The 17,388-nt window shown below is 61.3% G+C and carries 19 protein-coding genes and 2 pseudogenes; 8 read left to right on the top strand and 13 right to left on the bottom strand.

Annotated features, from left to right (window positions below):
- Positions 1-284 precede the first annotated feature (284 nt).
- The 3 genes from BVK86_RS21205 to BVK86_RS21195 all read right to left on the bottom strand — a co-directional run bounded on the left by BVK86_RS21205 (position 285) and on the right by BVK86_RS21195 (position 2,342).
- Positions 285-1,241, bottom strand: coding sequence for a quinone oxidoreductase family protein (locus BVK86_RS21205; RefSeq protein WP_075948276.1), 957 nt, complete (start codon positions 1,239-1,241; stop codon positions 285-287).
- Between the two features lie 30 nt (positions 1,242-1,271).
- Positions 1,272-1,445, bottom strand: coding sequence for a DUF1427 family protein (locus tag BVK86_RS21200; RefSeq protein WP_075948275.1), 174 nt, complete (start codon positions 1,443-1,445; stop codon positions 1,272-1,274).
- A gap of 111 nt (positions 1,446-1,556) precedes the next feature.
- The gene (locus tag BVK86_RS21195) at positions 1,557-2,342 is read right to left on the bottom strand and encodes an AraC family transcriptional regulator (protein WP_075948274.1); all 786 of its coding nucleotides are present in this window, start codon (positions 2,340-2,342) and stop codon (positions 1,557-1,559) included.
- Positions 2,343-2,487: 145 nt separating this feature from the next.
- Between BVK86_RS21195 and BVK86_RS21190 the strand changes: the two genes are divergently transcribed.
- Together BVK86_RS21190 and BVK86_RS21185 are read left to right on the top strand one after the other, a co-directional pair.
- On the top strand, positions 2,488-2,715 hold the full coding sequence (locus tag BVK86_RS21190; protein WP_008152143.1) for a DUF6555 family protein: 228 nt from the start codon (positions 2,488-2,490) through the stop codon (positions 2,713-2,715).
- 26 nt (positions 2,716-2,741) lie between these two features.
- On the top strand, positions 2,742-3,020 hold the full coding sequence (locus BVK86_RS21185; protein WP_075948308.1) for a hypothetical protein: 279 nt from the start codon (positions 2,742-2,744) through the stop codon (positions 3,018-3,020).
- A gap of 31 nt (positions 3,021-3,051) precedes the next feature.
- Here BVK86_RS21185 and BVK86_RS21180 read toward each other — a convergent pair whose 3' ends face one another.
- The 3 genes from BVK86_RS21180 to BVK86_RS21170 form a co-directional block, all read right to left on the bottom strand.
- Positions 3,052-3,210 (bottom strand): metallothionein, encoded by a 159-nt coding sequence (locus BVK86_RS21180; protein ID WP_075948273.1) that lies wholly within the window; start codon positions 3,208-3,210, stop codon positions 3,052-3,054.
- 120 nt (positions 3,211-3,330) lie between these two features.
- A complete protein-coding gene (locus BVK86_RS21175; protein ID WP_075948272.1) occupies positions 3,331-3,789 on the bottom strand; it encodes a DMT family transporter in 459 nt (152 codons plus the stop codon).
- Positions 3,789-4,280: a DMT family transporter gene (locus tag BVK86_RS21170; RefSeq protein ID WP_075948271.1), complete on the bottom strand. Its 492-nt coding sequence runs from the start codon at positions 4,278-4,280 to the stop codon at positions 3,789-3,791. The genes BVK86_RS21175 and BVK86_RS21170 overlap by 1 nt, the downstream gene beginning before the upstream one ends.
- A 112-nt stretch (positions 4,281-4,392) precedes the next feature.
- Between BVK86_RS21170 and BVK86_RS21165 the strand changes: the two genes are divergently transcribed.
- A complete protein-coding gene (locus tag BVK86_RS21165) occupies positions 4,393-5,328 on the top strand; it encodes a LysR family transcriptional regulator (RefSeq protein ID WP_075948270.1) in 936 nt (311 codons plus the stop codon).
- Positions 5,329-5,404: 76 nt separating this feature from the next.
- Here the strand turns inward: BVK86_RS21165 and BVK86_RS30610 are convergent, their stop codons facing one another.
- From BVK86_RS30610 to BVK86_RS21155, 3 genes and pseudogenes are all read right to left on the bottom strand, one after another.
- The gene (locus tag BVK86_RS30610) at positions 5,405-6,160 is read right to left on the bottom strand and encodes a methyl-accepting chemotaxis protein (RefSeq protein WP_408002994.1); all 756 of its coding nucleotides are present in this window, start codon (positions 6,158-6,160) and stop codon (positions 5,405-5,407) included.
- Between the two features lie 102 nt (positions 6,161-6,262).
- A pseudogene (locus tag BVK86_RS30605) lies at positions 6,263-7,081 on the bottom strand (cache domain-containing protein); the annotation flags it as partial.
- Between the two features lie 187 nt (positions 7,082-7,268).
- Positions 7,269-8,585 carry a Na+/H+ antiporter family protein gene (locus tag BVK86_RS21155; RefSeq protein WP_075948268.1) on the bottom strand — a complete coding sequence of 439 codons (1,317 nt, stop codon included), beginning with the start codon at positions 8,583-8,585 and terminating at the stop codon, positions 7,269-7,271.
- Between BVK86_RS21155 and BVK86_RS30600 the strand changes: the two are divergent.
- The 3 genes and pseudogenes from BVK86_RS30600 to BVK86_RS21145 all read left to right on the top strand — a co-directional run.
- A pseudogene (locus tag BVK86_RS30600) lies at positions 8,526-10,091 on the top strand (PDC sensor domain-containing protein); the annotation flags it as partial. The gene BVK86_RS21155 and the pseudogene BVK86_RS30600 overlap by 60 nt on opposite strands.
- A 102-nt stretch (positions 10,092-10,193) precedes the next feature.
- Complete coding sequence (locus BVK86_RS30595) at positions 10,194-10,949, top strand: methyl-accepting chemotaxis protein (protein WP_408002993.1); 756 nt, start codon at positions 10,194-10,196, stop codon at positions 10,947-10,949.
- Positions 10,950-11,235: 286 nt separating this feature from the next.
- Positions 11,236-12,912 (top strand): MFS transporter, encoded by a 1,677-nt coding sequence (locus BVK86_RS21145; protein ID WP_075948266.1) that lies wholly within the window; start codon positions 11,236-11,238, stop codon positions 12,910-12,912.
- A 135-nt stretch (positions 12,913-13,047) separates the two neighbouring features.
- On the opposite strand, the gene BVK86_RS21140 is transcribed toward BVK86_RS21145, so the two are convergent.
- Genes BVK86_RS21140 through BVK86_RS21125 form a run of 4 tightly spaced genes read right to left on the bottom strand, consistent with a single transcriptional unit; the run spans position 13,048 to position 15,661 of the window.
- Positions 13,048-14,361: a sensor histidine kinase gene (locus BVK86_RS21140; RefSeq protein WP_075948265.1), complete on the bottom strand. Its 1,314-nt coding sequence runs from the start codon at positions 14,359-14,361 to the stop codon at positions 13,048-13,050.
- The gene (locus BVK86_RS21135; protein ID WP_075948264.1) at positions 14,358-15,026 is read right to left on the bottom strand and encodes a response regulator transcription factor; all 669 of its coding nucleotides are present in this window, start codon (positions 15,024-15,026) and stop codon (positions 14,358-14,360) included. Before BVK86_RS21135 ends, BVK86_RS21140 begins: the two co-directional genes overlap by 4 nt.
- A gap of 3 nt (positions 15,027-15,029) precedes the next feature.
- Positions 15,030-15,353, bottom strand: a complete 324-nt coding sequence (locus tag BVK86_RS21130; RefSeq protein WP_075948263.1) for a PepSY domain-containing protein — start codon at positions 15,351-15,353, stop codon at positions 15,030-15,032.
- A complete protein-coding gene (locus BVK86_RS21125) occupies positions 15,353-15,661 on the bottom strand; it encodes a PepSY domain-containing protein (RefSeq protein ID WP_075948262.1) in 309 nt (102 codons plus the stop codon). Before BVK86_RS21125 ends, BVK86_RS21130 begins: the two co-directional genes overlap by 1 nt.
- A gap of 135 nt (positions 15,662-15,796) precedes the next feature.
- On the opposite strand from BVK86_RS21125, the gene BVK86_RS21120 reads away from it, so the two are divergent.
- Both BVK86_RS21120 and queD read left to right on the top strand, forming a co-directional pair.
- Positions 15,797-16,876 carry a hypothetical protein gene (locus BVK86_RS21120; RefSeq protein WP_075948261.1) on the top strand — a complete coding sequence of 360 codons (1,080 nt, stop codon included), beginning with the start codon at positions 15,797-15,799 and terminating at the stop codon, positions 16,874-16,876.
- Positions 16,877-16,951: 75 nt separating this feature from the next.
- Complete coding sequence (gene queD, locus BVK86_RS21115) at positions 16,952-17,308, top strand: 6-carboxytetrahydropterin synthase QueD (protein ID WP_008056290.1); 357 nt, start codon at positions 16,952-16,954, stop codon at positions 17,306-17,308.
- Positions 17,309-17,388: the final 80 nt, after the last annotated feature.

Here is a 17,388-nt window from a genome sequence, read left to right as displayed (position 1 = left end):
ACCCAGGAACCGTTTCACTCCTGAGACACAGTAGTCGAAGGTCGGTAATGAGCTACCTATCAAATAGTGCTAGTTCTTTGGTGATAGGTGGGGGGGAACGTGCTGGTTTCGTGCAGGTTTTGGGAGGTGGATGCATTTACGGAATGTTGGCTGGCTGACGGGGCGCGGGCAGCAATACGGGGGTGCGTAGTCTGTTCGGTCAGCAGCGCCACGCCTGGCACATCAGCATCGCCAGGCGTTTGCCAACAGGACTCGGCGTTACCGAGGAAACGGACAGGCTGCCATCAAGGCAACAAAATCACCTTGTCCCCAGCCCCCTGATTCACCTCTGCATATCGTTCAAGCCCCTCGGACAGCGGCGATTCAAACAACCCCGAAGGCAGCGGCAACAAATCCTCATCAAAAAATTTGCCGAACTGATCAAGCATCGCCGCACAAGCCTGCACGCCATACAGCAACGAATTGATACCCACCACCGAGCCACCCTTGCGATAAAGCGCCAATGCCGGCAACTGCACCATGCCATCCACCGGTGCGGCGATGATTGCGATCCGCCCGAACGTGGCCAACGCCGCCACCGATGCCGGCAGCCAGAAACCGGTGGTGTCGAAAATCACGTCGGCGCCACCGGTGAATACAGCATTCACCTGCGCGCCCAGATCCTCGGGCTTGTCCAGTTGCAGGGTTTGATAACCCTGGGCCTGCAATTCCTTGACCTGCTCCGGTCGCCGCGCCGCCGCCAGCACCTGGGCACCCCGCACCTTGGCCAACGCCAGCGCTGCACTGCCCACCGCCCCGCCACCGATCACCAGCAAGCGGGTTTGCGCGGTCACCAGGCTGCGCTCCAGTGCATCCCACGCGGTGGTGTACGGCACGCCGAGACTGGCGGCCTGTGCGAAACTCAAGTGAGTCGGTTTGAGTGCCACACCATTGGCCGGCAGTTTGACGAACTGCGCATGGGAGCCATCGGCAAAGAAACCCAGCTCCCGCCCGGTGCCCCAGACCTGCTGACCGAGCAGCGCCTGCGGGCCTTCAACGACGATCCCGGCGAAATCACGACCGGGAATCCGCGGCAGCGTCGTGTAGGGAAAGCGCCCCAGCACGTTCTTTACATCGGAGGGATTGAGGCCGGCAGCCTTGATCTCCACCAACACCTCATCGGCACCCGGAACAGGGGTCGCAACCTCAACATAGCGCAGGGCCGAAAGGTCACCGGTTTTGTCGAACTGTAATGCTTTCATGAAGGTATCCATCAAATAGGCGAAGCGTTTTCAGGAGATCCAGCCAGCCACCAGCTGTCGGCCCATCGGCCAGATCTTTTCGCCGGCCAGCATGCCGAGCAATCCGACCAGCGCGATGGCCGGCGGCGCGGGCGAACGAAAATCCAGAGCGCCGTAAAGCAGGCCGACACCCAGACCGATAACCAGTGAAATGAGGTAGCTCATGGCAGACTCCGTGGGCCGTTGAGGTATGGCCAAAGTCTAAAGAGCAGCGTCGACCCGCATCGGCCAAGCGCTTCTGAATTTCTGCCAAAACGCGCGGCTACAGGATTTTCGTCAGGACGGGTCCCGAGACTGGCTCGCCGAAAACTGTGACGGCGCAACCCCCAGCGCCCGACGAAACATGTCGCTGAAACTGCTCGGCGAATAACCCAATTGCCGCGCAATGGCACTGACGGGCACGCCCTGAATCAACTCGGCCACCGCCGTGGCCAATTGCACCTGTCGCCGCCATTCGGCAAAGCCCATGCCCAAACCGTCCTTGAACAACCGTGCCAGCGTGCGCACGCTGGCACCGGCGCTTTGCGCGTGTTGTTCAAACGAAATATCCAGCGAAGGCGCAGCCATCACCGCCTGGCACAGGTTCATCAGACGCCGGTCGGAATCGTCCGGCAGGGGGATTTTCAACAACGAGCGCCTCGCCCGCTTCAGCTCCAGCAGCGCCAGTCCCACCAGGGCCTCGTAATATTCGGGGGCGCCATCATCGCCCTGCTCCACCAGGCCAACGATCAGTTCGCGCAGCAAACCACCGACTTCAATCACCTGCACACGGTCATCCAGCGTTGCCGCCAGGGATGGTCGCAGGTAGATGTTGCGCATTTGCAGGTCCGACACCACCCGAATCCCGTGGGGTATCCCAGGCGGCAACCACACCGCCCGCTGCGGCGGCACGACCAATGCTTCATGGGGCGTTTCCACCCACATCACCCCGCTCATCGCATACAGCAACTGCCCCCAGGCATGCTCATGGGGCTCGATGAACAACCCGCGCGGATAAGAACGCGCCAGCGGTTGCACCGGCACATCGGTATCGGTCAGGTCTGGCGGGGCAGCGAGGGCCATGGTCAATGATCATTGGGGTTGGCGAAGGCTTCATGGTAACGAGGCCACCCACTCACCGCCAGCGATCGTCACCGTCCGACAATTCGAATGAATTTTCCGAGTGGCGCGCGATCCCTCTAAGTACACAGGGAGGATCTAAGGCTTTATGAACAACGCAAAACTTTTCGTCATCGAATACACCCTTCATGGCGCCCCCAAGTCGTTCATTATCCGTCTGGATAAGATGGACAACGCCGAGGCCTGGCATTGGGCGAGCTGCGACGCAGGCGTCGGACGAATCCCGCGCTTTGGCCGCGAAAAAGTGCAGAAGACCAGCAAGCCGATGGCGGAGAAATTCGGGGTGGAGAACGTCAAATGGCGGCCGGCGAACTGAAATTCGGCGGGTACGGGGGACAGAACATGGCAAGCACAACCATCAGCCAACCTGCGCATCTGGACTATGGACTGGATACGCTGTTCGGCCGCATCACCAAGAGCGCTGAATGCCGGGTCGGCCTGGAACAACTCGAACATGACCTGAGCCGATTCGCCGTGCGCATTCCGGCACCGTTGCCCGAAGACCTGGATCAGGCGAAAACCGTGGTGCTGAGGGTCGAAGGACGCCGCCTGACCGGCACCGTTCGCCACAGTGAGCGGCTGGGCGATGATAGCCTGAAACTGGAAGTGGAGCGCGACTAGGCTCCACGTTCCGGGGCGCGGTCAGCCGTTGTCAGTGAGCGCACTTGCAGCCTTTATGGCTGCATGCTTCGCCGTGTTCGTGGTGCTTGGCGCAGGCCTCACAGCAATAGTGCTTGCCGTGACGCACGATCGGATGCTCGCCAAGCTTGCAGTTGCATTTCGGACAGTCGCAGGTACGTTCATCGGTCATGGCGCTGACTCCTTGGCAGTGGTCGTCGGGGCTTGAGGAAGCACCCGTTCAAACAGTGTAGGAGTTGCGGCCGGACCTGTGTGCGGGTCGGCGCATCTGTCGGACCAACCGACCATAACATCAACCAACCGATCGACTATTGCTGCGATACATGAACACCAAAGCCAACCCCAAAAGCACCATCGCCACCACCCGACTCCAGGACAACTCAATCGCTGGATTCCCCAACCAGCCAAAATTATCGATCAACATTCCCATCCCCAACTGACCGACAATCACCGCTACCGTCGCCACCGCAGCCCCCACTCGCGGCACCGCGCCAACCATGACCATCATGTAGACGACCCCAAACAGCGCTCCGCTGAGTTGCCACTTCGGCACATCCAGCAGACTCATCGCCTGCGCCGGCTCAAAAAACACAATCAGCAACCCGGTCAACACCGTGCCCACCACGAAGGTCAGCAAACTGCTGCGCAGCACACCCACCGTTTCACCCAGGCGCCCATTGATCGCCGCCTGCACACTCAACACCGCACCGGCAGCCACCACCACCGCCAACAAAATAATCAGACTCATCATTACCCCCGAGCAATCAGGACAAGTGCCGCGACAATCAGCAGCAAGGCCAGCCAACGTTCACCGTTCACCTTTTTGCGTGTGGCGCCGAACCAGCCGAAATGGTCGATCAAGACACTCTTGCCGACCTGCCCGGACAGAATCGCGATCATGGTCATCGCGATACCGATGTGCGGGGTGGCCAGCGTCAGCACCACCACATAGATCGGCCCGAGAAAACCACCGATCAATTGCCAGCGCGGCAGCTCACTAAAGGCCGGGCCCTTTCGCGGGCCGCTGAGCAAGAGCAGGAAAAACAGAATCGCCGAGCCCACGCCAAAAATGCTCAAGGTCGCCCACAAGTGACCCACCTGAACGCCCAAAGGCCCGAGCAGACCGGCCTCCACCGAAAGGCCCATACCGGCCAGAATCACCAATGGCAGCAGCAACAGCCGTAGCCCGGAACGGGTGACCGGCGCCGCTGCGCTACTCACATCATCAACAGAAGCCTGCATAGTCAACACCTGCGTAAAGGAACGATGGCGCGCATTATCGTCTGGCATAGCTGTGCGATAAATGGGAGGATCCGGACAACACTTTTGCGAAACTCGCACAGCAGGATTGACCATGCACGGCTTCAACGAACTGGGATTCAAGGCGCTTCGGCTGTTTGTTTCGGTACTCGATCACGGCAGTTTTTCTGAGGTCGCCCGTCGCGAAGGGGTGGCGCCCTCTTCGATTTCCCGGCAGATCCAATTGATGGAGCAGGCCCTCAGCCAGCAATTGCTCTACCGCCACACCCGCGCCGTTACGCCCACCGAAGCGGGCCGGGTGCTGGGCGATCACGCGCGACGGGTGCTGGTGCAACTGGAGGAAGCCGAGCAGGCGTTACTGGAACAACAAAGCGAGCCGAGCGGGCTGGTGCGTATCAACGCGCCGGTGGTTTTCGGCCAGCGGCACCTGACACCATGGCTGGGGCAACTGTGGGCGCGTTATCCGAAGTTGCAACTGGATATCCAGCAGACCGACAGCTACGTCGCCCCTTTGCAGGAAGGCGCCGACCTGCTGTTTCGCATCGGCCCGTTGCGCGACTCCAGCCTGCAGGCGCGGGTTCTGGCACCGCAGCGCTTTCAGGTCGCGGCGAGCCCGGCTTACCTGAAACGCCACGGCACGCCCGAACATCCCGACGAACTCACCAGGCACCAGTGCCTGGCCTACAAAGGCGTGTCTGGCCTGCAGCGCTGGTTTTTCCGCAAGGACACCCAGCCGTGGGTACCCTATTCGGTGAAAGGACCGCTCACCGGCAACCACGCTGACACCCTGACGCAAGCCGCCGAACAGGGGTTGGGTCTGGTGATGTTTCCGTCATGGTTGATTGGTGAGTCGGTACGCAACGGCACGCTGGTACCGGTACTGGGGAGCTATCAGGTCTCCAACAGCCTGGAGCCACAGCAGATCGCCGTGCTCTGGCCCGGCAGCCGACGCTTGTCGGTGAAGGTCAGGACGGTGATTGACTACTTTGTCGAGTGCTTTGGCGAGGTGCCGTACTGGGATAGACCGTAGGAGCCGGCTTGCTGGCGATGGCGTCCTCGAGGGCGCTATCGCCAGCAAGCCGGCTCCTGCAGTGGGGTGTTGCTGGTCAGATGCGGAATTGGCCGACCAGACTGCCCAGCCGCTGCCCAAGGTCCGCCAGGCTGCGCGAGGTTTGCGCGCCCAGTTGGGTTTCATCCGCGACGTTGTCGACCGCCACCGCAATCTGGTGGACGCTGCGGTTGATCTCTTCGGCCACGGCCGTCTGCTCCTCGGCGGCGCTGGCGATCTGAGCGTTCATCGAATTGATGGTAGCGATCAACTGCGCCATGGTATCGAGCGAGGCACCCGCCTCGTTGGCTTGCGCGGACGTGCCGTCACCGGCCTCGCTGGAACGGCGCATGGCTTCCACCGCCGATTGGGTGCCGGCCTGCAAGCGATCGATCATGCCCTGGATTTCCTGAGTGCTGATCTGCGTACGGCTGGCCAGCGCCCGTACTTCATCGGCCACCACCGCAAAGCCGCGCCCGGCCTCACCGGCGCGAGCCGCTTCGATGGCCGCGTTGAGTGCCAGCAGGTTAGTCTGCTCGGCGATCGAGCGGATCACCCCGAGCACGCTGACAATCGACGACACGTCTTTTTGCAGGCTGTCCAACGACACGCCGCTGCTGCGAATGTCATCCACCAACGCATGAATCTTGACGATGCTGCCCGCCACCACACGCTTGGCGGCCTGTCCTTCTTCATCGGTCTGCTGCGCGGCAACCGCGGCATTTTGTGCACTCTTGGCCACTTCCTGGGCGGCGGCGGACATCTGGTTGATCGCCGTGGCGACCTGATCGGTCTCGTGACGCTGACGCTCCATGGCCTGGTCGGAACGGTTGGCCTGGTCGGACACCTGGGTCACCAGCCCGGTCAGCTGTGAAGTCATTTCGGTGATCTGGCGCACCAGGCCATGGATCTTGTCGACGAAGCGGTTGAACGAGCCGGCCAGTTGGCCCAGCTCATCCTGGCTGGTGATGTTCAGGCGACGGGTCAGGTCACCCTCGCCCGCCGCGATGTCGTCGAGGTTGGCTTTCATCTCGTTAAGCGGGCGCAGAATGGTGTTGGCCAACAGCATCCCGGCTGCGGCGAGCAGCACCAGCACCACCACGGCCACGCCGACGATGCTCAGCACCACGCCTTGCATGCGCTCCTGAACCTTGGCCTCGACCACGGCAACTTGCGCTTCGATACCGTCAAGGTTGACCGACGTACCCACCGCCATGTCCCACTTCGGCAGGTATTCGGTGTAACCGAGCTTGGGCACCAGCACCTTGTTATTGCCCGGCAACGGCGAGCTGTATTGCAGGTAGTGCGTACCGTCCTGGGCGACTTTCACCAGGTCGCGGTTGACGTAAACACCGTTGGGATCGCGGTTTTCCTTGAAACTTTTGCCCACACCCTCAGGATCTTTGGCCTTGAACAGACGCACGGTGTTGGAGTCGTAGCCGAAGAAGTAACCGTCCTTGCCGTAGGTGATGTTCGACAGCAACTTGATGGCCTGCGCCCGCGCCGCGTCATCGCCCTGCGCGGCAGCGTCGTACAGCGGCTTGATCGTGGTCATCGCCACGGCAACATAACTTTGCAGGGTCGACTTGGCATCGCTGAGCAGGCGCTCGCGGGTGACCTCGACCTCTTGGCGGGCCTGGCCTTGCAGGATGAACAAGGTGGTCAGGCTGATAATCAGCGCGAAGAGCAACACAGGGAGGACGGCAAGGGACAGGACTTTAGCCTTCAGGCTCATGCGCATGACGTTCACTCTTTTGATTTTGTTGGCGTGGTTAAAAGCTTTAACGGCAGGCCAATTCAAAAGTTGAACGCGGTCGCTGTGGGAGCGAGCCTGCTCGCGATGACGGCCTGTCAGTCACATAGATGCTGAAAGTGCCGACGCTTTCGCGAGCAGGCTCGCGCCCACAGGATGGATTGCGGGGTTACAGCACCATCGCGGCCACCCAGCCAAACGCCAGCAGCGGCAGGTTGTAGTGCAGGAAGGTCGGGACCACGGTGTCCCAGATGTGGTGGTGCTGGCCGTCGATGTTCAGGCCGGAGGTCGGGCCGAGGGTCGAGTCCGAAGCCGGCGAACCGGCGTCACCGAGGGCGCCGGCGGTGCCGACGATGCACACGATGGCAATCGGGCTGAAGCCAAGTTGCACGCACAACGGCACAAAAATCGCCGCCAGGATCGGCACCGTGGAGAACGACGAGCCGATGCCCATGGTCACCAGCAAGCCCACCAGCAACATGAGCAAGGCACCGATGCCTTTGCTGTGATCGATGTACGCGGCCGACGATTCGACCAGCGTCTGCACCTCGCCGGTGGCCTTCATCACTTCGGCGAAGCCCGAGGCGGCGATCATGATGAAGCCGATCATCGCCATCATCTTCATGCCTTCGGTGAACAGGTCGTCGGTGTCGCGCCATTTGACGATGCCCGAGACCGAGAAAATCAGGAAACCGGCCAGCGCGCCAATAATCATCGAATCCAGCAGCAACTGGACAATGAAGGCTGCGGCAATCGCCGCACCCGCCACCATCAGGCTCATCGGGTTGTACCGCACCGCAACCTGCTCGACTTGCTCGATCTTTTTCAGGTCGTAGACACGCTTCTTGCGGTAACTGATGAACGCGATCAGCAAGCCCGCCACCATGCCCAGCGCCGGAATACCCATGGCGTGGGTGACGTTGATGCCGCTGATGTCCACGCCACTGCGGGCGACGTTGGCCAGCAGGATTTCATTGAGGAAAATGTTGCCGAAGCCCACCGGCAGGAACATGTACGGGGTGATCAGGCCGAAGGTAATCACACAGGCGATCAACCGGCGATCCAGTTGCAGCTTGGTCAGCACGTAGAGAAGCGGCGGCACCAGCAATGGAATGAAGGCGATATGTATCGGCAAGATATTCTGCGAGGCAATGGCCACGACCCAGAGCAGACCGATCAACAACCATTTGACCTGGCCACCGCCCGTGGCGTGCTGGCGATCGACCATCGCCAGCACCTTGTCGGCCAGCGCATGGGCCATGCCGGACTTGGCAATCGCCACCGCGAAAGCACCGAGCAGCGCGTAGGACAACGCCACGGTCGCCCCGCCGCCGAGGCCGCTGTTGAAGGCTTTGAGGGTCGCGTCGATGCCCAGGCCACCGGTCAAACCGCCCACCAGCGCACCCACGATCAGCGCAATCACCACATGCACGCGGGACAGACTGAGTACCAGCATGACGCCAACCGCGGCAATTACTGCATTCATTTCATTACCTCGACACAAACGGAAAGAGTCCGGTCGGCAGCTCGCATGGGCCGCCAGCGGATTGAAGTATGGGTTTTATTAGAGGGCGCGCACTGTGCCGGACCGCTACCGTCTTGTCAAAGCCGAGCGTGTGCTTTTGCAGGAGGAGATAAAGAAACACGGAGCCCGGCCGTTAAAGTGCAAAGTCTCAGATATTTATCGAATAAGGACGCCTCCATGTCGCTCAGACAACTTTCCATTCAATGGAAAATCACCCTGCTGGCCGGGCTGTGCCTGGCGGGCATCGTGACCCTGCTGGTGGGTCTTTCGCTGTATCGCATGGAGCACAGCTCCGCGTTGGTGAAAGCCTCCAGCATGGAGATGCTGACTGTAGCGGCCCAGGCGCGGATCGAGTCCCAGGGTGAAAACCAGGCGCTGGTCATTCGCCAGCAGTTCATGGACGCCTATCAATACGGGCATGGGTTCTCCCGTCAGGTGCTGTTTCTGCGGGATCAGGCCGAGAAGCGCTTCCTCGATGCCTTCGACTTGCGCGAAGACCTGACCCGTCAAGTCAAATCGGCCCTGCAAGCCAACCCGGAACTGCTGGGTTTGTCCCTGGTGTTTGAGCCCAACGGGCTGGACGGCAAGGACGAACTGTTCAGCGGCCAGGACGAATTGGGCAGCAACGACAAAGGCCGCTTCGCCCTGTACTGGTCGCAGCCTTCGCCGGGCAAGGTAACGTCGATGGCGCTGCCGGAAAGCGACATGACCGATACCAGCACCGGCCCCAGCGGCGACCCGGCCAATGCCTGGTTCACCTGCCCGCGCACCAGCCTCAAGCCCTGCGTGATCGAACCCTACTTTTATATGATCGGCGGCCAGAAAGTGCTGATGACCAGCATCGTTTTCCCGCTGATGGTCAATGGCAAGGTGATCGCTTCGTTATCGGTGGACATCAACCTCAACCGCTTGCAAACCCTCAGTCAGGGCGCCAGCCAGAAACTCTACGATGGCCAGACCACCGTCAGCATTGTCAGCCCTGCCGGCCTGCTCGCCGGCCACAGCCCGGACGCCGGCAAACTCAGTCAGCGTCTGGAAGCCATCGATCCCACCAACGGTGCCGAGTTGATACGCACCCTCGCGACCAGCAGCCAGACCGCCAGCCTGCACAGCAATCAACAGCTTAAAGTGTTGTCGCCGTTTCAGCCGATCCCCGGCGGCAAATCCTGGGGCGTGTTGCTCGACGTCCCGGAGAAAGTGCTGGTCGGCCCCGCCGAAGCCCTGAAAAAGCAACTGGATGACAGCAACACCGCCGGCACGCTGACCGAGTTGGGGCTGGGTGTGCTCGCCGCTTTGATCGGACTCGTACTGGTGTGGCTGATGGCCCGCAGCGTGACCAGACCGATTCTGGGCGTGGCGCACATGCTCGAGGACATCGCCAGCGGCGAAGGTGACCTGACCCGCCGCCTGGCCTACGGCAAGCAGGATGAACTGGGCCAATTGGCGGGCTGGTTCAACCGCTTCCTCGACAAGCTGCAACCGATCATCGCCGAGGTCAAACGCTCGGTACAGGACGCGCGCAGCACGGCGGACCAGTCGTCCGCCATCGCCACCCAGACCAGCGCCGGCATGGAGCAGCAATTCCGTCAGGTGGATCAGGTCGCCACCGCGTCCCACGAAATGAGCGCCACTGCCCAGGACGTGGCCCGCAGCGCGGCCCAGGCGGCGCAAGCCGCCCGGGATGCTGATCAGGCGACCCGCCAGGGCCTGACCGTGATCGACCGCACCACCGCCAGCATCGACAACCTCGCCGCCGACATGAGCGCGGCGATGGTGCAGGTCGAAGGTCTGGCGGCCAATAGCGAAAAGATCGGTTCGGTGCTCGAAGTGATCCGCGCCATCGCCGAACAGACCAACCTGCTGGCCCTCAACGCCGCCATCGAAGCGGCCCGTGCCGGTGAGGCCGGGCGCGGGTTTGCCGTGGTGGCCGATGAAGTGCGCAACCTGGCGCGGCGCACCCAGGAATCCGTCGAGGAAACCCGGCTGGTGATCGAGCAATTGCAAAGCGGCACCCAGAACGTGGTGGGGTCGATGGGCAACAGCCATCGGCAGGCCCAGAGCAGTGTCGAGCAGGTCGGCCAGGCCGTGACGGCATTGCGGCAGATTGGCGAGGCAGTGACCGTGATCAGCGACATGAACCTGCAAATCGCCAGTGCCGCTGAAGAGCAAAGCGCGGTCGCCGAGGAGATCAACAACAACGTCGCGACCATCCGCGATGTGACTGAGTCGCTGTCGGGGCAGGCCAGTGAATCGGCGCGGGTGAGCCAGTCGCTTAATTGCCTGGCCAATCATCAGCAGGGGTTGATGGATCAGTTCCGCGTTTAAGCCCCAGTGATCCGCTGTGAGGGCCAGCCCGCCTGCTGGCGATGGTGGCGACACATTTAGTATCAAATGTGTCTGATACACCGTTATCGCAAGCAGGCTCGCTTCTACAGTTCTGAAAAGTCCATCGCTGCCGTGCTCAATGATGGCGAGTGGATATCTACCCAAAGCCGATTATGCTTCAGGATACCTTGCAGCGATGCGAGGCCGTCAGTCTGTGTCCCAAGGCCCGGGTACGGTAATAAATGAGAGGTGCTCCGGCCTACAACAAGAAAAACGGAGAAATCTCATGGCGGCAATCGACGATACAAGCACGGGCAGCTCATCCAACCACAGCGTCACCAAGGAGGAACGCAAGGTCATCTTCGCCTCGTCCTTGGGCACCGTCTTCGAGTGGTACGACTTTTACCTTTACGGCTCCCTCGCCGCGATCATCGCCAAGCACTTCTTCGCCGGCGTCAACGAGACCACATCCTTCATCTTCGCCCTGCTCGCCTTCGCTGCCGGTTTTGCCGTGCGGCCATTCGGCGCGATTGTGTTCGGCCGGTTGGGTGACATGATCGGGCGCAAACACACCTTCCTCATCACCATCGTGATCATGGGTGTCTCCACGGCGATTGTGGGCTTCCTGCCGGGCTACGCGACCATCGGCGTGGCAGCGCCGATCATTCTCATCACCCTGCGCCTGCTGCAAGGCCTGGCGCTGGGCGGCGAGTATGGCGGTGCGGCGACCTACGTGGCCGAACATGCCCCCAAGGGCAAACGCGGTTATTTCACCTCATGGATCCAGACCACCGCAACGCTCGGCCTGTTTCTTTCGCTGCTGGTGATCCTTGCCTGCCGCACCATCCTGGGCAATGAAGCCTTCGAGGCCTGGGGCTGGCGGATTCCGTTCCTGCTGTCGATCCTGCTGCTGGCCGTTTCGGTGTACATCCGACTGCAACTGAGCGAGTCGCCGGTGTTCATGAAAATGAAGGCCGAGGGCAAGGCGTCCAAAGCGCCGCTGACAGAGTCCTTCGCCCGCTGGGACAACCTCAAGATTGTCATCATGGCCCTGCTCGGCGGCACGGCCGGCCAGGCCGTGGTCTGGTACACCGGGCAGTTCTATGCGCTGTTCTTCCTTCTGCAAACGCTGAAGATCGACGCGCAGACCGCCAACTTGCTGATCGCCGGTTCACTGCTGATCGGCACACCGTTCTTCGTGATCTTCGGCAGCCTGTCCGATCGCATCGGCCGCAAAGGGATCATCATGGCCGGCTGCATCCTCGCTGCGCTCACGTACTTCCCGATCTTCCATGCGCTGACCCAATACGGTAACCCCGATGTCTTCATCGCACAGGAGAAAAACCCGGTCACGGTGGTCGCCAATCCCGACCAGTGTTCGTTCCAGTTCGACCCGGTGGGCAAGGCCAAATTCACCAGTTCCTGTGACCTGGCCAAGACCGTACTGGCCAAACGGGCGATCCCTTACAAGAATGAGAAAGCCGAGCCTGGGGCCGTGGCGCAGGTGCGCATTGGTGACAAAGTGATCCAGAGCTTCGAGGGCACCGGCATGCCGGCCGCCGATTTCAAGGCCCGCAACGATGCCTTCACCGCCACCCTCGCGTCCGCCCTCAAGGAAGCCGGTTACCCCGAGAAGGCGGACCCGGCCAAGACCAACAATCCAATGGTGCTGTTGCTCCTGACCATCCTGGTGATCTACGTGACCATGGTGTACGGCCCGATCGCCGCATGGCTGGTGGAGCTGTTCCCGGCGCGCATCCGCTACACCTCGATGTCCCTGCCCTATCACATCGGCAATGGCTGGTTCGGCGGTTTCCTGCCGACGGTGGCATTCGCCATGGTGGCGGCCACCGGGGATATCTATTACGGGTTGTGGTATCCCATTGTGATCGCGGTGATGACGGCAGTTCTGGGGATTTTCTTCATGCCGGAAACCAAGGATCGGGAGATTCATCACACATAGCGTCAAACCTGACACTGACCTTGTGGCGAGGGAGCTTGCTCCCGCCGGGCTGTGAAGCAGCCCCAAAAAAGGGGACTGCTGCGCAGTCCAGCGGGAGCAAGCTCCCTCGCCACAGGTTGTGCAACATTCTTGATTTCAGCGTTTTGGCAGTTCGATCAGCACTTTCAACCCGCCCCACTCGCTTTCTTCCAAGCGCAAAAAACCGCCCCAGGTGTCGACGATGTCGCGCACGATGCCCAATCCCAAACCATGCCCGTCAGTCTGTTCATCCAGCCGTGTACCGCGGCTGAACACCTGATCGCGCTGGTCTTCGGGAATCCCCGGCCCGTCATCTTCCACACTCAGCTCAAAGCCGTTCGCCGTCTCGACCACACTCAGCCGGACCTCGGCGTCCGCCCATTTGCAGGCGTTGTCCAACAGGTTGCCCAGCAGCTCCAGCAGATCCTCGCGATCCCACGGCAGTTGCAGCCCGGCCGGGGCGCGGCAGCTCAGGTTCAGGTGTTCACCGTGAATCATGTTCAGTGTCGCCAATAACCCCGGCAGCTCGGCGTCGCAGTCAAACAGCGCACCCGGCAGTGCATCGCCGGACAAGCGAGCGCGATTGAGTTCGCGATTGAGCCGCTGCTGCACCTGCTCCAACTGCGCCTTGAGCACCTTGCGCAGTTGCGGGTGCGCGTCGAGTTGCTCGCTCGAGGCCAGGCTCAACAGCACCGCCAGCGGAGTTTTCAAAGCGTGGCCGAGGTTGCCCAGCGCATTGCGCGAGCGCTTGAGACTGTCTTCCGTGTGGGCCAGCAGGTGGTTGATCTGCGCCACCAGCGGTTCCAGTTCCACCGGCACTTGCTCATCCAGTTGCGAGCGCTGGCCCTGTTGCAGTTGCGCGATCTGCTCGCGGGCCTTTTCCAGGGGGCGCAAGGCGCGGCGCACGGTGACCCGTTGCAACAGCAGAATCAGCAGCAACCCCGCCAGGCCCAATCCCAACCCCACCTGCCGCATCCGCTGGAAGCTCTCGCGCACCGGCGTGTAATCCTGCGCCACGCTGATGGAAATCGACTGGCCGAGGCGTCGATAGTCCGAGCGCAACACCAGCAACTGCTGCCCCTCCGGCCCCAGTTGCAGGTTGCTGTGCAGGCCGGGATGCTCGAGTCGCGGCAGCTCCTGGTCCCACAACGAACGGGAACGCCAGTGGCTGTCGGCAAAATCGATACGGAAGTAGTGGCCGGAAAACGGCCGTTGATAGGCCGGTGACAAGCGTCGTTCATCCAGCTGCAATCCCTGCGGGCCGCGCGCCAGTGCCACCAGCAGGTTCTCGCTGTCGTTGCGCAACCCGGCCTCGAGGTAGCGCTGCAAGCCCATTTCAAACAGCCACAAACTGGTTTGCGCCAGTATCAGGCCGACAATCACCATCACGCTGATCAGGCCCAGGCTCAAGCGCCGCTGGATCGACCTCAACGCGCTTGCCCGCCAAAGAGGTAACCCTGGCCGCGACGGGTTTCGATCACACTTTTGCCGAGTTTGCGCCGCAGGTGATTGACGTGGACTTCCAGCACGTTGGAATCGCGCTCGGTTTCACCGTCGTAGAGGTGTTCGGCGAGGTGGCTTTTGGAAAGGATTTGTTCGGGGTGCAGCATGAAATACCGCAGCAAGCGAAACTCGGCAGCGGTGAGCTGAATGTCCGCGCCATCGCGAACCACGCATTGACGGCCCTCATCCAGATGCAGCCCTGCGGCTTTTAACGTTGGTTGATTGACCTGACCGTGGGAGCGGCGCAACAAGGCCTGGATGCGTAAATGCAGTTCTTCGGGATGGAACGGTTTGGTCAGGTAATCGTCGGCACCGGCCTTCAGGCCCTCGATGCGTTCGGACCAGGAACCGCGCGCGGTGAGGATCAACACCGGCGTCGCCAGACCGCCGGCGCGCCATTGGGCCAGCACGTCGAGGCCCGGCACCCCCGGCAAACCGAGGTCGAGAATGATCAGGTCATAGGGCTCGGTACTGCCCTGATGCACTGCGTCGCGACCATCGGCCAGCCAGTCCACCGCATACCCTTGGCGATTCAGGCCAGCCAACACTTCGTCGGCCAGGGGCACGTGATCTTCCACCAGAAGCAAACGCATCGATCAATCTTCCTTGTCTTTCAATAAACGGCCCGTGGCGGCATCGAGGTCGAGCTCGCGGACGACGCCTTCGGTGGTGAGCAACTCGACTTCATAAATATAGATCTCGTGCTTCTCTTCGAGCTCGGCTTCCAGCAGTTTCGCTCCGGGATAGCGGTCCAGCGCCTGCTGCAACAGTTGCTCGAGCGGCAAGATCACGCCCTGTTGGCGCAGGCGCAGGGCCTCGTCCTGGTCGAGGTCGCGGGCCATCGCCACTGAGCCAACAACCAGCAGCGCCAGCGCCCATCGGCTGCCGATGCGCCACCGTGTAAAAGAAAACAGCGTCATTACGAATCCTGATGATCCTTGAGTACTTGCCCACTGACAGCGTCTAATTCCAGATCCCAATCGATGCCCTGCGGGTCGCGCAGTTCAATCTGGTAGATGTACTTGCCGTACTCTTCTTCCAGCTCGGTTTCGGTGACGGTGGAACCCGGATGTTTGGCCAATGCGGTGGCGTTGAGCTTTTCGAACGACACAATGGTACCAGCGTCGCGCAGTCTCAAGGCTTCATCCGGCCCCAGATCGCGCGCGTGGGCGATGCTGGTGGTAAGCGTGAGGATGGACGCGGTGAACAGGGCAGTCAGGGTTTTCATGGGTGTCTCCGTATTCTTTTATGTGTTGCCTACGGGGGCCACCTTAGCGATAAGAACTTAATTGAAACTGAATTGCCATCATTGGCCACAGCAAGCTGTCACATAATTAACTGCTTGCCAGACATAGAGACCGGTATGACCGCCATCCACATCAAGTTCCCCTCCCTGACGCTCAAGGCCGGGCCGCGTGCCCTGGCGCGCATTCGTGAAAACGGCTTGAAAGCTGCGGATGTCGGCACATTACCGGGCGCTGCCGGTGGCCCGAAGGCGTTGGGGATTCAGGGGCTGGACCTGGCGTTGTTCGGCCAGTGGTTGCCGTCGGCGCCACGGGAGCGCTCGCTGATCGGGGCGTCGGTGGGGTCCTGGCGCTTCGCCAGTGCCTGCCTGCCGGACGCGGCCGAAGGTATTCGCCGCCTCGGTCACCTCTACACCGAGCAAAATTTCGCCAAGGGCGTGACCATGGCGCAGATTAGCCAGAGCTCGCGGCGCATGCTTGATGACTTGCTCGACGGCCGCGATGCCGCCCTGCTCGACAACCCCCATTACCGCCTGAACATCATGGTGGTCAAAAGCCACGGCCTGCTCGCGGACGATCACCGCGGTCGCCTGGGCTTGGGCCTGTCATCGGTGATTGCCGATAACCTGCGCGGCCGTGCCCGGCTATCGCGGCATTTCGAGCGACTGATCATCCACGACCCGCGCCTGGCGCCACCGCTCGATGCGCTGCACGATTTCCCGTCGCGATTCGTTGCCCTGGATGCCGGCAATCTGCGCCAGGCCCTGCTCGCGTCCGGGTCGATCCCGATGGTGATGGAAGGCGTTCGTGATCTGCCGGGGGCTGGCGCCGGCATGTTTCGCGACGGCGGCCTGCTCGACTACCACCTCGACCTGCCCTACAGCGGCGATGACATCGTGCTCTATCCGCATTTCACCGACCGGGTGATTCCCGGCTGGTTCGACAAGACCCTGCCCTGGCGGCGCGCCTGCCCGGCACGCCTGCAGAATGTGTTGTTGCTGGCGCCGTCCAGGGAATACCTGGCGCGCCTGCCCTACGGCAAACTGCCGGACCGCAACGACTTCAAACGCTTCATGGGTGACGCCCCGAGCCGGCAGAAATACTGGCGTACGGCGATGGATGAAAGCCGTCGGCTGGGCGATGAGTTTCTCGAACTGGCGGCCAACGGTCGCCTTGGCGAGCGCTTGCTGACCCTTTAGTCAAGACAAGCTGGTAAACTCGCCGCCTGCCCGAATCGCTACGGCGAACGTCACCTGAACAGAGCTGAAAACACTGTGGAAATTTTCAAAGAGTTTACCTTCGAATCCGCCCACCGCTTGCCCCACGTCCCGGACGGCCACAAGTGCGGACGCCTGCACGGCCACTCGTTCAAAGTGGCGATTCACCTGAGCGGCGACCTCGATCCGCATACGGGCTGGATCCGCGACTTCTCGGAGATCAAGGCGATCTTCAAGCCGTTGTATGAGCGTCTGGACCACAACTACCTGAACGACATTCCTGGCCTGGAAAACCCGACCAGTGAAGTGTTGGCCAAATTCATCTGGGCTGAACTCAAACCCCTGCTGCCGGAACTCAGCGCGATTCGCATTCACGAGACGTGCACCAGCGGTTGCATCTACCGCGGCGAATAAAGCGACTTCCCTGCAAGGGGAAATGCGTTTTGTCCGAGAACCGGAAAACAGCCTTCATTGGCTGTTTTTTTATGCCTATG

The organism is Pseudomonas reinekei (assembly GCF_001945365.1).
Taxonomy (GTDB): Bacteria; Pseudomonadota; Gammaproteobacteria; order Pseudomonadales; family Pseudomonadaceae; genus Aquipseudomonas; species Aquipseudomonas reinekei.
This window is presented reverse-complemented; position numbering and strand designations above follow the sequence as displayed.

Coding starts and splice junctions, on each gene's coding strand:
- BVK86_RS21205 (WP_075948276.1), bottom strand. CDS start 1,241: ATGAAAGCATTACAGTTCGACAAAACCGGTGACCTTTCGGCCCTGCGC.
- BVK86_RS21200 (WP_075948275.1), bottom strand. CDS start 1,445: ATGAGCTACCTCATTTCACTGGTTATCGGTCTGGGTGTCGGCCTGCTT.
- BVK86_RS21195 (WP_075948274.1), bottom strand. CDS start 2,342: ATGGCCCTCGCTGCCCCGCCAGACCTGACCGATACCGATGTGCCGGTG.
- BVK86_RS21190 (WP_008152143.1), top strand. CDS start 2,488: ATGAACAACGCAAAACTTTTCGTCATCGAATACACCCTTCATGGCGCC.
- BVK86_RS21185 (WP_075948308.1), top strand. CDS start 2,742: ATGGCAAGCACAACCATCAGCCAACCTGCGCATCTGGACTATGGACTG.
- BVK86_RS21180 (WP_075948273.1), bottom strand. CDS start 3,210: ATGACCGATGAACGTACCTGCGACTGTCCGAAATGCAACTGCAAGCTT.
- BVK86_RS21175 (WP_075948272.1), bottom strand. CDS start 3,789: ATGATGAGTCTGATTATTTTGTTGGCGGTGGTGGTGGCTGCCGGTGCG.
- BVK86_RS21170 (WP_075948271.1), bottom strand. CDS start 4,280: ATGCAGGCTTCTGTTGATGATGTGAGTAGCGCAGCGGCGCCGGTCACC.
- BVK86_RS21165 (WP_075948270.1), top strand. CDS start 4,393: ATGCACGGCTTCAACGAACTGGGATTCAAGGCGCTTCGGCTGTTTGTT.
- BVK86_RS30610 (WP_408002994.1), bottom strand. CDS start 6,160: ATGGAGCGTCAGCGTCACGAGACCGATCAGGTCGCCACGGCGATCAAC.
- BVK86_RS21155 (WP_075948268.1), bottom strand. CDS start 8,585: ATGAATGCAGTAATTGCCGCGGTTGGCGTCATGCTGGTACTCAGTCTG.
- BVK86_RS30595 (WP_408002993.1), top strand. CDS start 10,194: ATGGAGCAGCAATTCCGTCAGGTGGATCAGGTCGCCACCGCGTCCCAC.
- BVK86_RS21145 (WP_075948266.1), top strand. CDS start 11,236: ATGGCGGCAATCGACGATACAAGCACGGGCAGCTCATCCAACCACAGC.
- BVK86_RS21135 (WP_075948264.1), bottom strand. CDS start 15,026: ATGCGTTTGCTTCTGGTGGAAGATCACGTGCCCCTGGCCGACGAAGTG.
- BVK86_RS21130 (WP_075948263.1), bottom strand. CDS start 15,353: ATGACGCTGTTTTCTTTTACACGGTGGCGCATCGGCAGCCGATGGGCG.
- BVK86_RS21125 (WP_075948262.1), bottom strand. CDS start 15,661: ATGAAAACCCTGACTGCCCTGTTCACCGCGTCCATCCTCACGCTTACC.
- BVK86_RS21120 (WP_075948261.1), top strand. CDS start 15,797: ATGACCGCCATCCACATCAAGTTCCCCTCCCTGACGCTCAAGGCCGGG.